This is a genomic window from Shewanella sp. 10N.286.52.C2, assembly GCF_002874545.1.
GTDB lineage: Bacteria > Pseudomonadota > Gammaproteobacteria > Enterobacterales > Shewanellaceae > Shewanella.
Window position 1 is genome coordinate 52,294 of record NZ_MCTV01000001.1, and the last position, 14,416, is coordinate 66,709.

Here is a 14,416-nt window from a genome sequence, read left to right on the forward strand (position 1 = left end):
GCTGTTTATACTGAGTACTTCATCACCTCAGCAAAACGCGTCATAAAATTATCAAACGCAGCATTATCTGGGTAATCAAATTGATATTTATTATGGAAATAAATCGTTAAAGAGGTTCGGCCGTCACTAAGAATAATTGTGTAGCCATCAAAGCCTGTTTGCGCATTTAAGCCACATAGTTCATAGCTAGAGTTGTCGCCATCTGCAGCGGCCAGCTTTTGCCCCATGTCGGTTATCTTATTAAATACTTTTAGCGCTTCATATATATCAATGGCATTTTTCATCACTACATCCTTACAAAGAAAACCTGTTCACTAAACACCTAATAGACAAAGCAATCAATACGAATGCGCGCTTAAGGTGGCTCAAAACAATCAGTGTAAAATAATGCAGTAACAAGACTGTGAGTTAGTCCTGAGAAAGACAAATTTTATATGAAGATGGTGTATCAAATTGAATCAGTGTGTGAATGCCGTGCTGCACCGCTTTTAATTTATATAAAACGGTGCAGGTCACTATTTTCCCGCACCGTTATCCTAACAAAACCAAAAATCTACGGTTTTAGACAAGACGTTATAGCTCTTCACCTAAAATGTGCTGATAAATATTAATAATTTCGCTGACCTTGTTATTGGCTTTATCTGCATCGATTTCGCCTTTAGCGCGCTGAAGAGTCAGGCGATGACTTTCATCCCGTAGCCAACAGTAGGTTTGAGTCAGGTATTGAGCAGTCATCACAGGTAAAATCTCAAGCTCGGCTAATAGCTGAAAAATGCGCACATTATCAGACCATATGGACAACTCTTTATTTTTGTTAGCGTAGGCTAACACTAAATACTGGGCCATAAACTCAATATCGGCAATGCCACCCGCACTCTGTTTTAAATCGAACTTACCGTTTGATGCTTTCAATAAATGCTGGCGCATTTTAATGCGCATATCGCGAACTTGTTTCGCAAGTTCAGGAAGCTGGCGCTGATGCGATAGCACCTCTGTGCGAATTTCACTAAAACGTGCCGCTAAGCGATGATCGCCATAAACAAAACGTGAGCGCACCAAAGCTTGATGCTCCCATGTCCAGGCCTCATCTCGCTGGTATTCGCGATACTGTTCAATCTCGCTAACCAATAAGCCTGAAGCGCCAGAAGGTCTTAAGCGCATATCCACTTCATATAACTCTCCAGAAGTGGTTCGGGTAGCAAATAAATGCACAATGCGCTGTGCAAGTTTTAAATAAAAATGGCCATTATCAATCGGTCTTTTACCATCTGTAGCGCCTGCGCCTTGATGGTTATGTAAAAAAACCAGATCTAAGTCAGAGCCATATCCCAGCTCAATGCCACCTAATTTTCCATAACCAATAATAGCAAAGCCCATTTTCTCAGAGCTTGTACCTGCAGGTATGCCGTGCCTTGAGGAAATTTGATGCCAGGCTTGTAATACCACTTGCTCAATGATGGCTTCTGCAAGGTAGCTTAAGTGATCGCTCACCTCCATCACAGGTAGCACGCCAGTAATATCAGCGGCGGCAATTTTTAACTGTTGTGACAGCTTAAACTGGCGCAACGCTTCCATCTGTTGTTCCATGTCATCTTCTGGAACGCGCAATAGGTACTGCCTTAACTCACTTGGGTAGTCATCCAGCGGGGTGGTATCGTAAAGCTGAGCCGGATCGATGAGTTCATCCAGTAACATCGGAAAATTCGCTAACTCTTCGGCAATCCAGGGGCTAGCACAACAAAGGCTAATGAGCTGCTGACGGGCGCCGGGGTTCTCACACAATAATTCAAGATAAGTGGTACGGGTTAAAATTTTATCTAACACCCCTGATACCGCTTTTAATGCCACGCTCGGGACTGGTTGCTCTAATAATTCATCCAACAATTTAGGCATTAATTTTTCAAGAGTTTCACGTCCCCTGGGGCCTATTGAGCGTTTTAATACATTGCTGCGCCAGTCATCTAAGCTTGGCCATAAACTATCATCTTCAACATCATGCTCTTCAAGTAACGCTAAGGCATTTTCCTGATCATGAATTTGCCATAACTGGCAAGTCCAATGCTCGCTTGAGTCCTGTTCATCTTCGCCACCGACAGTATCTTTAAAGTGGCGATGAATGTTGCCCATGGCATTGGCAATTTTTTCCCGCAAGCTCTGCTCATCGCTCTCGCCCATGGCATAGCATAGTCGCTGCCAATCTGTGGCATTATCGGGCAATGTTTGGGTTTGCTTATCATCAAGAGCTTGAAGTAGGTTTTCAACTCGGCGCAGTAAAATGTAGCTGTGTTTTAGCTCATCAACGGCCAAGTACTCTAACTGACCTAGCTTATATAAGGTATCAATTGCGCCAAACAAACTTTGTTGTCGCAGTGCAGGTTCTCGTCCGCCACGTATGAGCTGAAAACTTTGCACCACGAATTCAACTTCGCGGATCCCGCCGGCTCCCAGTTTTATATTGCCTGTGAGCTGTCTGCGTCTAACTTCTTGTGCAATAAGTCGTTTCATTTTTCGTAGCGAATCAATGGCTGAAAAATCGATATAGCGACGATAAATAAAAGGCCTTAATAAGTCATGTAAGTCATCACTATATTGCGTCCAAGGCCCGAGTACTCGTGCCTTAACCATGGCGTAACGTTCCCAATCACGACCTTGCTCTTGATAGTAATCTTCAAGACCACTGAAACTGACCACTAACGGGCCACTTTCACCGTATGGGCGCAGACGCATGTCGACCCGAAACACAAAGCCATCAACAGTAATTTGATCTAATAGACTGATCAGTCGTTGACCCATTTTGATAAAAAAATGCTGGTTAGCTTGAGCGCGGCGACCACCGATGGTTTCACCATGTTCAGGAAAGGTAAAAATCAAATCGATATCAGAGGAAAAGTTCAGTTCTCGACCACCAAGCTTACCCATACCGAGAATAAGTAACGGCTGTGGATTGCCCTCTTCATCTGTTGGGGTGCCGATTTGCTGACACATATCGGTGTAGAGCCAATCGCGAGCACCAATTACCAGCACTTCGGCTAAGCTAGATAAATCCAGTAGTGATTCTTCAACATCGCAATAATTTAAAAAGTCTCGCCAAGCGATACGTACCATTTGGAAGTTTCGAAATTGACGTAGCTGTTTTTTAACCTGCTCTTCTGAGCTTGATGAGGCTAAATTAGTTTGTAATTCACCAGTAAAAGACTGTCTATCGAGCTGAGTTAACTGACCATCGAATAGCAATTCAATCCACTGGGGATTACGGCACAATTGCTCGGCAATATAATCACTCAAACCTAACACTAACTTTAATTCAGCTTGTTGTGACAGGGTTAGTTTTTCAGTGATTTCAGGCCATGTTTCACAAAGCCTTAACCAGTAACGTGCTGCAATTTCATTAAGCTCTGCAGACAAGACGTTGTTACTTTGGTTGTGCATGTTTATCCGATCCCTTTGGCAAATTACTAAGACTTACACATTTCAATTCGACATATTATGTCAAGGTGTGTTATACAATAAAATCAACGATCGCATAAATAGCTAGTCGATATTGTACCTTCGATTAAGACTACTATATCCTTTACAACAGTAATACCGAACCATGTAAATATTTAGTCAGTTTTAAGCATATAATTATGCGACTTGATACTATATTTATATATGTATTTTATACTATTTGGAGAACACATGGCTGGCATGCTTCCTCGTGTCCTTGCAGTATTTTCAGCGCTGATCTTGTGCATAACATTATCAGGTTGTGGTGATGACAGACCTGAAAAAATTACGCAATATCAGCAGCTGTCACAGCAGCGATTGACTCAACTCGATTCAATGCTAAACGCAGGTGAGCTTCGTAATGCCACCTTACTGACACAATATACCAGCTTACTTAAAAACAGTAAGCCTGATCTGGTGCCGCTACTTGATGAACTGGCGCGTGATGCGACCTCAAGTGGCCCTATGTACCAATCACTAAAACGCAGAACCAGTGAACTGGCCGATTCTGCCAACTTCGTTGATTTAGATCAGCAGCTCGAAGAAGCGCAAAATATTTATCAAGCAGCTGATTCAAGTTTGTTTAATGACATGCTTTCCGATCCCGTTAATGTGGTGGCTGATTTATCAGGTGGACAGCTGGCAAGGGTTAACGCCATCAGCCGTGAAGCCGAAGCAATGGCCAACGGTAGCGAAGATTTTGGTGCAGGAAGCCAGCTAGTGGGTAACCCCGCTTATGGTAGCTGGCAAACTAATTCAAGCGGCATGTCATTTTGGGCCTGGTATGGCATGTATTCGATGTTCTCTAACATCATGAATCCTGTACGCTATGACCGCTGGTCAAACAATCGTGGTTACAGCTACTACAATGATGTCGGTCGCTACCGTTATACGTCTCCTAAACAGGCGAGCGCGCAAAATCGTACATTTGAGAACACCAAGAAAACCTTTAATTCTCAAGGTAAGCAATTTAATAGCCCGTATGCGAAATCACGTACAGGCTCAACCAGCTTATCAAGACAAAGTACTGCAACACCTAAAGCCAGTACTGCCGGAACCAAAACAGCACGTAGCACAAGTAAGTTCCGTTCAAATTATTCCAAAGACAGCAGTTTCCGTAATTCAACTAGCCGCACCACACGCGGTGTACGCCGAGGCAAATAAGGACTAACCATGACATTTTTAAATGACTTCGGACTCACCCTAGATTTAGCGATAATTTTAGCGATTGATCTGACCATCGCGGTGATCTTACTGGCGCTAATGCGCTACTTACAAGGCTGGAGCGTGAGAGTAAACAGCCGCGCTGAACTCGCAGAGCGTGATAACTTTGCTTTTGGGGTTAGTACTGCGGGTGCCGTTCTGGCATTAGGGATTGTACTTTCAGGGGCGATTACAGGTGAAGCTGCTGATTCGTATATTGTTGAAGCCATTGGCATGACAGCTTACGGCTTATTTGGCTTACTTTTAATCAAGTTTGGTCGAGTACTACACGACAAAATTGCCTTAAATGAAATCGATAAAAACAGCCAAATTATCAATGGTAATATGTCGGTTGCCATCGTTGATGCCGCCGCTGCTGTTGCCACAGCAATTATCATTCGATCGGTATTAATGTGGGCAGAAGATATTACCTTAGATACTTTCATTGCTATCTTTACCGCCTTCTTAATCTCGCAATTAATGTTAGTGTTATTAACTCGCTTTCGTGAGCACCAATACGCTAAACGTAATCAAGATGCCTCGATGCAAAAAGCACTAGAGCAAGGCCAAATAGCCGTTGCGATTCGTCACAGTGGTTACATGATTGCCATGGCATTTACCTTTAAAGCGGCCAGTCACTTTATTATCTATGATCCAACTGCTTACTTAATGAATATCGTCGGCTGGTTAACCTTCTCGATAATCATGCTGGTAGTGTTGTCGCTATTACTTGCTGTGGTTAAAAAGCTAGTTTTAGCTCAAATCAACCTAACTGACGAAGTTGAGAAACAACACAACGTCGGTGTGGCTGCAGTTGAACTAGCAATTAGTGTTGCTGTTGCACTCATTTTAGCGGCGTTAATGGCATAAATAGATGAATAATACTTTGCTTGAACAGAGCCAGGAGGGCTGCGACAAGCAAAATAGCCCTTCTCAAACAGGCACCTTGCCTCCAGCGAATAAACGCAGCCTTGCTTGGTTTGATGATGCCCTATTGTTGGGCATTATGGCCTTACTGGCAGGCTGTGGTCTTATTTACGAATACCTACTTTCCCACTATGCAGGCCGCATTCTCGGCGCCTTAGAAGCTGCTATTTACACCATGATAGGCATTATGATTGTGTCTATGGGCATTGGCGCCTTTGCCGCTCGTAAAATTCGCTGTGCCTTCACCGGCTTTGCGATGCTTGAACTTATTGTGGCATTTTGTGGATCATTAGCGATTTTAATTACCGCCGCCGTGATTGGATTTGGCCAGCAATTACCGTTAATTATTGCCAACACCTTAGGCCTGCCACCAGATCATTTACCTGACGGCGGTTTTATTGGCGTATTACAAAATCTTAGTGAATATTTACCCTATATCTGGGGGGTTATTCTAGGTTTGATGATCGGCATGGAGATCCCGCTGATTGCCCGCGTACGTCAATCCTTATCTGAAGAGCACTTGCTGCACAATGCCGGCACCATTTATGGCGCTGATTATGTCGGTGCGGGTGCTGGCGCGGCTATTTGGGTACTGTTCATGCTGTCGTTAGATATTCAGCTCGCAGCAGCGCTCACCGCCAGTGTTAACTTGTTAGCTGGCTTTGTGTTTATTTGGCGCTTTTGGCAGCAAATCCGCTGGGCTAAACTGATCCTCGCAGGACATTTTATCGCCACAGGAGTATTAGTGCTACTGGCACTGCACGGCCCCAGTTGGGAGCAAAACTTCAATAACCTGCTATATAAAGACAAAGTGGTGTATTCAGAAGCTACCCGTTTTCAGCAGTTAACCTTTACCGAGCGGCTGCGAGGCAAAGGTCAAGCGCCAGTGTATTCGCTATACATTAATGGTCGATTACAGTTCTCCAGTATTGATGAGCACATCTACCACAGCTTTTTAGTTCACCCGACACTTGCAGCCAGTGCAAGGCAGGATAATGTGCTAATTATTGGCGGCGGAGATGGCTTAGGGCTTAAGCAAGTTTTCAAATGGGATCCAAAATCGGTCACCTTAATGGATTTAGATGAACAGCTCGTCGACTTGTTTAGAGAGCCCCATGAGAACATGCCAGAGCGTGTTAGCAATGCCATGTTAGCCCTTAATGGCGATGCACTAAATGATCCTCGCGTTAAGCTTATTTATGATGACGCCTTTAATGGCATTGATAAACTGATTGCTGACAATCAAAAATTTGATGCCATTATTGTGGATTTGCCAGATCCGAGTCACCCTGATTTAAATAAGCTTTATTCTGATTTATTTTATCGAAAACTGGTCGAGCTATTGAGCGCTGATGGGGCAATGACGGTACAATCGACTTCGCCTTATCATGCCCAAAATGCCTTTATTTCTGTAGGAAAAACCATTGAATCGGCAGGGTTTTCGGTCGAGCAATACCATCATAACGTGCCAAGCTTTGGTGAATGGGGCTGGTCTATCGCCACCTTATCAGGACAAAATGCCAAGCAACGTCTAGCCCATAACGAGACGTTGCCCATTAATGAGCAATGGCTGACTCCTGGGCTTATACATGGCGCATTTGAGTTTCCTGGCACATTTTATAATGATGCTGACACTATCAAAGTGAATAGAATTGGCTCATTACAGCTATACCATTACCACTTAGCATCTTGGTCTGACAACCAAGGGATGAATCTTTTTTAACCAACTCAAAAATAGTCTTGACATAATATGTCTAAGTGCTATCTTTGAAACCTAAGACATAATATGTCAATAAGGACGAATATGAATATCCATAAGATTGCTAACCATTTGACAGAACTTGGCGACCTTAGCCATACCGGTTTGAAGTTTGATTGTTTTCCAATTGATGGTGATGTTGAAGTATTACAAGTCAACGTTGCTGGCCGTGAAGAATTACCGGTATTTGTATCGGTAACTGACAATCAAATCTTATGTATCAGTTATTTATGGGATGAGAGCGAAGTAAAAACTGAAACTCGTACCCAAATGTTTGAAACTATGCTTGAACTAAACATTCCAATGCCTTTGTCATCTTTTGCAAAAATTGATGATAAATATGTGGTTTACGGGGCGTTATCAGTCACCTCAAGCATGGAAGAGATTGAGCAGGAATTATCAGTATTGTCTGATAACTGTTTAGAAGTCATCGACGAACTTGTCGAATTTTTGAAGTAAGGAGCCATATCATGGGCATTTTAAATAAAATTTTAACGGCATTTCGTGGCGGCGCAAATGAAGTCGGCCAAACTATTGTTGATGCAAACTCTACTCGTATTTTTGAACAAGAAATTCGTGACGCAGAAAAGCATTTAACTAAAGCAAAACGTGAGTTAACTGACGTTATGGCGAAAGAAATGCAAGCAAGCCGTGAAATCGATCGCCTGAAACGCAGCATCACTGAGCACGAAGGTTATGCAACTCAAGCACTTGAAAAAGATAACGAAGCGTTAGCTATTGAAGTTGCTGAAAAAATCGCTCAGTTAGATCAAGAGCTAGCAGAACACGAAACAGCGAACAGCAGCTATTCTGCACATGCTTTACGCTTAAAAGAATTAGTGAAGAAAACCGAGCGTCAATTAACTGATTATCAACGTCAGCTAAGCATGGTTAAAACCACTGAAAGCGTACAAAAAGCCACCGCGACTATTACTGATTCATTTGCATCAAGTAACTCAAAGTTAATGAATGCAAAAGATTCACTAGAGCGTATTAAAGCTCGCCAGCAACAGTTTGATGATCGCCTACAAGCATCAGAAACCTTAGCTGAAGAGAATAGCGACAAGTCTTTACACGCTAAGCTAGCAGAAGCAGGAATTGGTGAGCAAAAGTCTAGTGCTAATGCTGTTTTAGAGCGTCTTAAAGCGAAAAAAGGTTAATTGACTATGGGATTTCTGCGTGGCCTATTTGGCAAGAAAGAAGCCCCTAAACGTCAGCTTGACCATGTGAACAAGCTACTCAAGGGAGATATGATCTCCCTTGATGATAGTTTTGCCTTACCTGAGCAACTACGTGGGCAGCAACTTAAAGTTGAAGCGATTCATACTTATGAATATGAACGTTCACAACAATGTGAGTGGTTACTTCGCGGTCACAGTGGCACCGCTATTTTCATGTCTTACATTGAAGAAGATGAAGCTTACTTAAGTTTCTCTGTCAAAGTAAATCGCTCTATCGTTGAGCAAATTTTTGATCTCGATGAATTCTCACAGTTATTTGAAGAGCCCGGTAATGCTGAGCTCAAAACACTACCGCTTTCAAATGAATTAGACAGTGAATACGCACGCTGGTTAAGTGATGCTTATCATCAAGTTGAATTTGCCACTTTTGGTTATTTCCATCGTCAAGATTACCGTGGTCAAAAGCCACCTCAAGATGATAGTAATCAACAACGAGGCGATGGCTTTGAAAGCTACTCATTAGTTGATAGCGATGAAAGCCACGCTGTGGATGTCGAAGTTTATGAAGGTGGCGATACTGAAGTCATGTTGACGCTATATCGTCCATTAACGGATATTCGCGAGTTTTGGCCGGCAAGCTAAGTTAAAGCGGTTTTAGGGAGTTAAACCAACCATGAGTAAAGGTAAATCGTTACCAGAAACCTGGATAAAAAATCAGCAAGCGGCCAAGGCAACCCAAGTCGCGTTTGATTTAGATGAAAAGTTTCAGTACCAGATCCGAAAAGCCGCCCTTGATGCAGGGGTCAGCCCTTCAGATCAAATTCGCTCAATACTTGGTTTAAGCGTCACTAAGCGCCCAAAAAGGCCCAGATTAACCGTATCGTTAAGCCAAGATGATTACGTCTTACTAGCCCAGCGATACGGGTTAAATTCAGATGCACAACTTGAAATTAAAAAGCGCGTTTTAGATGATTTAGTGCAATTTGTAGACGAATAGCTGATGTTTGGATTTTAAAAAACACGCCTTGTTTAAGGCGTGTTTTTTTTGGCTGCAATTAAGGTTTACGCCATACCCCATGATTGGTAGCATCACTGCACTGCTTTTGCAAAACGGATTTGTATCGATGATAGATAAAAAACGCTGGTCATTAAAAACCTTAAATGGTCCCAGCCCTTTCGAACTGGCGATGATGGTGTTATCGCTTTTTTCAGTCTTTATTGTGATTATGCTGACTTTCAGCAAAATAGATCCTGAAACCAGACGGGTATTATTGTTTACTGATACCAGTATCTGCCTCTTGTTTATGTCGCGCTTTTTTTATGAACTTTTTAAAGCCCCAAGTAAGAAGTTTTATTTAAAACATCACTGGATTGATTTTGTTGCCAGCATCCCTGCAATTGAAGCACTGCGTATCGCCCGTGTTTTCCAAATATTACGGGTGATCAGATTAATTCGTGCCACACGCACACTAATCATTCCGCTATTAAGACAAAGCAAACAAACCACCTTAGCCGGGTTATTAGTGGCAATGGTGTTTATTTTGGGCGCAGCTTCCGTGCTAATTTTATTAGTTGAAACTGGGGTTGAAGGCGCCAACATTCAAACTGCCGAGCAAGCCATTTGGTGGGCATTAGTGACCATATCAACCGTGGGTTATGGTGATTTTTATCCAGTTAGCACAATTGGCCATATCATTGGCGCGATTGTAATTATTAGTGGCGTGAGTTTTTTTGGGGTGATTTCTGGTTACATGGCATCGGTTTTTGTCGCGCCAGACAGCAATGAACGTGAAGAGCGTGAAGAAACTAATAAACAGGATATCAAATCTGCATTAGAGCAAGCATTGGAGCGTATGGAGCAAAACCAGCAACAAATGGAAAAAAACCAGCGTCAAATGCTTGATGAAATAGCCATTTTAAAACAGCAGCTTATAGACAAGAATTAACCAGCACTCACCACATTCGGAGTATTTCATCTATAAAAAAATAAGGCCTATCAACTGATAGGCCTTATGTTTAAATGTTTAGCTTACCAGTATGGCTGGTTTTTTAAGGCACTTTTACGAGAATGCTCCATGGCAAACAGCAAACTAGCCTCTTTATCTTCAAGCCAACGGCCAATATCCACGTCGGTCTCTGCAGTCAGTTTAGCCAACAATTGATAACAACCTAAGGTTTGAATACCTAAGGCTAAATCTTGCCAAGGCGCTCTGAATGCTTCGCGGTCTTCTGCTTGATACAATTCACCATAAGCAAACCCCACCAAGATACTTTCATCTAAGCAATGGGCCACTTTTTGATAATCAAGGCTATCCATTGCCGCGCTCATTGGCATTACATCTACAATCCGCTGCCATGAATCTTGTTGTAAACGATTAGCAAACACACCCAATTCAGGATAATCCACTAAGCGGTGGGAACCATTGGCAGTTTTTAATAATAAATCCACTAATTCAAGCTGTAATTGACCGTATTCAGGTTTAAGCCAAAAAGCCTCGAGATTATTATCAGCAACAAGCTTAGCCGCACTGGCTTTAGCTAATGCCTTTAGCGGCGCTTTATTAATGGATTTACCGAATAAGTTTTGACGCTCATCAATAATTAAACTGAGGCTTTGCAGCGGCTCAATAAATTGTAGTTGTTGCTCTAACGTGTCGAAGTAACTGAGCACTTGTGAATTCAATAATCCAAATTGGCTTAGAGTCAGTCGCAACAATCGAATACAAGCCCGCAGTTGCATCCATAATTGTGCTTGCTGAGAAATTTCATCACTATCAAGCAAGATTGATTCAATGATCTGCCAGCGTTCGATGCCCGACTCTAATAATACTTCCAAGGTTTTTGATAAACTTTTATCGCTGGGTAAGCGAATATAATCGATGCTCTTTAATGATTGCGCTTGTGAGTGACCTGAAAGTAAATAGCCGCGCTGGGCTTTACTCGCTTTACCTAATCTCACCGGAACATGACGAGCAACGTCAATAGCCAACTGCAATAGCGCTGACGTGTCACCAGCTAACAGTTCAAACTCCACTTCACAAATGGGATCGGCTTTGCCGTTAGCCAGGACATTACCGGTATCAAATGCAATCTCAACTAAACTATCGCCAATATAAACATGCCATGATTGGCGGCAAAAATTAGTTTCAAAAATACAGCTGATTTCAGCTTGCAGCTCACTAACCAGCATTTCTTGCGGCCAAATGGTGTCAGGAAATAATGCCAGTTCGGGGAAATCTTGCTCAATAGCCACATTATATTCGGGCCGAGAGTGAATACCGCCAATAACTTTGCCCGCAGTTTTAATGGTTTGCTCGGTATACTTTTCAGTTTGGCGTACCCTAAGCCCCATCAAATGTTGTCTTAATTGTAATTGAGGTGTATCAAAGTATTTGTTTGATAACTGACAAGTTTCTTGAGGGGTAGCGCCGTCCAATTCATTCAGTAATTTTACCAATAAATCATGGTATTGTGGCTGTATAAACAGCTTAAGTTCTATCTCAGAGTCCATTGACTTCTTTTTCACCTTGTCATTAAATCTTCATTAATGCGTCATAATTAGTTCATAATGTCACATTAGTGTAATAAAAATCCCTTAGGATAGCGTTACTCAGTTCTATATACTGACTAATATCAACTGTAGATTAAATTAAAAACACAGTTTCATTATGTGGACGCTTAAGGTAACATGCGCCCGCTTTTCCAAAATTGGAATCATTAAATAGGTTAACCGCAATGCCAGTAAACTCTATTTTAGGAGTGTTTGCAAAATCACCCCTTAAGCCCTTAGAACAGCATATCGACAAAGTTCATGAATGTGCAGTACTACTTGTACCATTCTTTGACGCAACGACCTCAGGTGACTGGGATGAAGCGGTCAAAGTCCGTAAGCAAATAAGCTTACTTGAAAATGAGGCAGATACGCTAAAGCGTGAGATCCGCCTTACCCTTCCTAGTGGGTTGTTTATGCCAGTAGAGCGTACTGACTTGCTTGAGTTATTAACTCAACAAGACAAAATCGCTAACAAGGCAAAAGACATCTCCGGCCGTATTATTGGTCGCCAATTAGTTTTCCCTCAACAAGTGCAAGCACCGTTTAAAGCTTACCTCAAACGTTGTTTAGATGCTGTCTCTCTTGCTAAGCAAGCAATTAACGAACTCGATGACCTTCTCGAAACAGGTTTTAGAGGACGTGAAGTCGAATTAGTCGCCAAAATGATCAATGAATTAGATCGTATTGAAGCTGATTCAGATGATTTGCAAATCCAAGTACGTCGCTTACTACTAAGCTTGGAAGCAGATTTGAATCCTATCGATGTCATGTTTATGTACAAGATTATCGAATGGGTTGGAGGCTTGGCAGATTTAGCCGAGCGTGTAGGCTCTCGCCTAGAGCTAATGTTAGCTCGCAGTTCATAACTAAAAGGTTATCAAGGAAACAACATGGTTGATGTATTAGTCACCAATGGCCCAATGCTTATTGGTATTGCGGCTGTATTTGGATTTTTGATGGCATGGGGTATTGGCGCAAACGATGTCGCTAATGCTATGGGAACCTCTGTGGGTTCTAATGCTATCACTATTAAACAAGCTATTATCATTGCAATGATCTTCGAATTCGCAGGTGCATACCTTGCGGGTGGCGAAGTGACCAGCACAATTCGTAAAGGGATTATTGACGCGAGTTATTTCGTCGATTCACCTGAATTACTGGTTTACGGCATGATAGGTTCTCTACTTGCTGCAGGTATTTGGCTGATCCTAGCCTCAGCGCTAGGTTGGCCTGTATCTACGACTCACTCTATTATTGGCGCTATTGTTGGCTTTGCTGCAGTAGGTGTTAGCGTAGATTCTGTTGAATGGGGCAAGGTTGTTGGCATTGTCGGCTCTTGGGTTGTGACTCCTGCGATATCCGGTTTCATCGCCTTTATGATCTTCCAAAGTGTTCAAAAACTCATTTTTAACACTGATGATCCGTTAGCCAACGCTAAGCGTTATGTACCTTTCTACATGGCTTTTGCAGGCTTTGTGATGTCACTTGTGACTATTACTAAAGGTTTGAAGCATGTTGGATTGCACTTCTCAACTGCTGAAGCCTATGGCTTAGCCGCTATTGTTGCCGTTGTTATTGGTATCTTTGGTAAGATTATGATCGGCCGCTTAAACATGAGCAGAGAAGTTAATCGCCAAACTGAATATGCAAATGTAGAAAAAGTATTTGCTATCTTAATGGTAGTTACCGCTTGTTGTATGGCATTTGCTCACGGTTCAAATGACGTTGCTAACGCCATTGGCCCATTAGCAGCTGTAGTTTCAGTTGTTAACAGCGGCGGTGAAATTGGCTCTAAAGCGGCTTTAGCTTGGTGGATTTTACCATTAGGTGCGGTTGGTATTGTGATGGGTCTAGCTATCTTTGGTAAGCGTGTAATGCAAACCATTGGTAAAAACATCACTCACTTAACCCCAAGCCGTGGTTTTGCTGCTGAACTTGCTGCAGCATCAACAGTTGTTATTGCATCAGGTACCGGTTTACCTATCTCGACAACTCAAACACTAGTTGGTGCGGTATTAGGTGTGGGTATGGCTCGTGGTATTGCCGCAATTAATATCGGTGTAGTACGTAACATCGTTGTTTCTTGGGTTGTTACCTTACCTGCGGGTGCGGCATTATCTATCCTGTTCTTCTTCACCATCAAAGGGATATTTAGCTAATAACTCGTCAGTTATTAAGCTAACCACGCAAAAGCCGGTCATATTAATGTCCGGCTTTTTTGTTTCAAATAGCAAACTTTCGTTAATCAGCGGGCTAATTATTCGCTTCATTTAGCCAAAGCATAACGTTTTACGCATAATCCCATTA

13 protein-coding genes are annotated in these 14,416 nt (G+C 42.4%); 10 read left to right on the plus strand and 3 right to left on the minus strand.

The features are described from left to right. Positions 1-5: 5 nt before the first annotated feature. Complete coding sequence (locus BCU94_RS00220; protein WP_102475324.1) at positions 6-284, minus strand: DUF3081 family protein; 279 nt, start codon at positions 282-284, stop codon at positions 6-8. Positions 285-573: 289 nt separating this feature from the next. Next, entirely contained in the window at positions 574-3,429 is a 2,856-nt protein-coding gene (gene glnE / locus BCU94_RS00225) for a bifunctional [glutamate--ammonia ligase]-adenylyl-L-tyrosine phosphorylase/[glutamate--ammonia-ligase] adenylyltransferase (protein ID WP_102475325.1), read from the minus strand. A 249-nt stretch (positions 3,430-3,678) separates the two neighbouring features. Between glnE and BCU94_RS00230 the strand changes: the two genes are divergently transcribed. From BCU94_RS00230 to BCU94_RS00265, 8 genes are all read left to right on the plus strand, one after another. Then, on the plus strand, positions 3,679-4,650 hold the full coding sequence (locus BCU94_RS00230; RefSeq protein WP_102438551.1) for a hypothetical protein: 972 nt from the start codon (positions 3,679-3,681) through the stop codon (positions 4,648-4,650). Between the two features lie 9 nt (positions 4,651-4,659). Beyond that, a complete protein-coding gene (locus tag BCU94_RS00235) occupies positions 4,660-5,559 on the plus strand; it encodes a DUF350 domain-containing protein (protein ID WP_102438553.1) in 900 nt (299 codons plus the stop codon). Positions 5,560-5,563: 4 nt separating this feature from the next. Beyond that, on the plus strand, positions 5,564-7,339 hold the full coding sequence (locus BCU94_RS00240) for a polyamine aminopropyltransferase (RefSeq protein WP_102438555.1): 1,776 nt from the start codon (positions 5,564-5,566) through the stop codon (positions 7,337-7,339). 81 nt (positions 7,340-7,420) lie between these two features. Then, entirely contained in the window at positions 7,421-7,834 is a 414-nt protein-coding gene (locus BCU94_RS00245; protein WP_076539733.1) for a DUF2170 family protein, read from the plus strand. Between the two features lie 11 nt (positions 7,835-7,845). Beyond that, positions 7,846-8,535: a PspA/IM30 family protein gene (locus tag BCU94_RS00250; protein WP_076539734.1), complete on the plus strand. Its 690-nt coding sequence runs from the start codon at positions 7,846-7,848 to the stop codon at positions 8,533-8,535. 6 nt (positions 8,536-8,541) lie between these two features. Then, on the plus strand, positions 8,542-9,198 hold the full coding sequence (locus BCU94_RS00255; RefSeq protein WP_102438557.1) for a hypothetical protein: 657 nt from the start codon (positions 8,542-8,544) through the stop codon (positions 9,196-9,198). A 31-nt stretch (positions 9,199-9,229) separates the two neighbouring features. Continuing rightward, entirely contained in the window at positions 9,230-9,553 is a 324-nt protein-coding gene (locus BCU94_RS00260) for a hypothetical protein (RefSeq protein WP_102438559.1), read from the plus strand. Positions 9,554-9,680: 127 nt separating this feature from the next. Continuing rightward, the gene (locus BCU94_RS00265; RefSeq protein ID WP_102475372.1) at positions 9,681-10,502 is read left to right on the plus strand and encodes an ion transporter; all 822 of its coding nucleotides are present in this window, start codon (positions 9,681-9,683) and stop codon (positions 10,500-10,502) included. Between the two features lie 83 nt (positions 10,503-10,585). On the opposite strand, the gene BCU94_RS00270 is transcribed toward BCU94_RS00265, so the two are convergent. Beyond that, complete coding sequence (locus BCU94_RS00270) at positions 10,586-12,067, minus strand: CYTH domain-containing protein (protein ID WP_102438561.1); 1,482 nt, start codon at positions 12,065-12,067, stop codon at positions 10,586-10,588. Positions 12,068-12,291: 224 nt separating this feature from the next. On the opposite strand from BCU94_RS00270, the gene BCU94_RS00275 reads away from it, so the two are divergent. Then, a complete protein-coding gene (locus BCU94_RS00275; protein ID WP_102438563.1) occupies positions 12,292-12,975 on the plus strand; it encodes a TIGR00153 family protein in 684 nt (227 codons plus the stop codon). A 24-nt stretch (positions 12,976-12,999) separates the two neighbouring features. Next, positions 13,000-14,268: an inorganic phosphate transporter gene (locus BCU94_RS00280; RefSeq protein ID WP_102475326.1), complete on the plus strand. Its 1,269-nt coding sequence runs from the start codon at positions 13,000-13,002 to the stop codon at positions 14,266-14,268. Positions 14,269-14,416: the final 148 nt, after the last annotated feature.

What these genes read in the sequence shown, in the direction of transcription:
- BCU94_RS00220 (WP_102475324.1), bottom strand. Translation starts at nt 284, where the DNA reads ATGAAAAATGCCATTGATATATATGAAGCGCTAAAAGTATTTAATAAG.
- glnE (WP_102475325.1), bottom strand. Translation starts at nt 3,429, where the DNA reads ATGCACAACCAAAGTAACAACGTCTTGTCTGCAGAGCTTAATGAAATT.
- BCU94_RS00230 (WP_102438551.1), top strand. Translation starts at nt 3,679, where the DNA reads ATGGCTGGCATGCTTCCTCGTGTCCTTGCAGTATTTTCAGCGCTGATC.
- BCU94_RS00235 (WP_102438553.1), top strand. Translation starts at nt 4,660, where the DNA reads ATGACATTTTTAAATGACTTCGGACTCACCCTAGATTTAGCGATAATT.
- BCU94_RS00240 (WP_102438555.1), top strand. Translation starts at nt 5,564, where the DNA reads ATGAATAATACTTTGCTTGAACAGAGCCAGGAGGGCTGCGACAAGCAA.
- BCU94_RS00245 (WP_076539733.1), top strand. Translation starts at nt 7,421, where the DNA reads ATGAATATCCATAAGATTGCTAACCATTTGACAGAACTTGGCGACCTT.
- BCU94_RS00250 (WP_076539734.1), top strand. Translation starts at nt 7,846, where the DNA reads ATGGGCATTTTAAATAAAATTTTAACGGCATTTCGTGGCGGCGCAAAT.
- BCU94_RS00255 (WP_102438557.1), top strand. Translation starts at nt 8,542, where the DNA reads ATGGGATTTCTGCGTGGCCTATTTGGCAAGAAAGAAGCCCCTAAACGT.
- BCU94_RS00260 (WP_102438559.1), top strand. Translation starts at nt 9,230, where the DNA reads ATGAGTAAAGGTAAATCGTTACCAGAAACCTGGATAAAAAATCAGCAA.
- BCU94_RS00265 (WP_102475372.1), top strand. Translation starts at nt 9,681, where the DNA reads ATGATAGATAAAAAACGCTGGTCATTAAAAACCTTAAATGGTCCCAGC.
- BCU94_RS00270 (WP_102438561.1), bottom strand. Translation starts at nt 12,067, where the DNA reads ATGGACTCTGAGATAGAACTTAAGCTGTTTATACAGCCACAATACCAT.
- BCU94_RS00275 (WP_102438563.1), top strand. Translation starts at nt 12,292, where the DNA reads ATGCCAGTAAACTCTATTTTAGGAGTGTTTGCAAAATCACCCCTTAAG.
- BCU94_RS00280 (WP_102475326.1), top strand. Translation starts at nt 13,000, where the DNA reads ATGGTTGATGTATTAGTCACCAATGGCCCAATGCTTATTGGTATTGCG.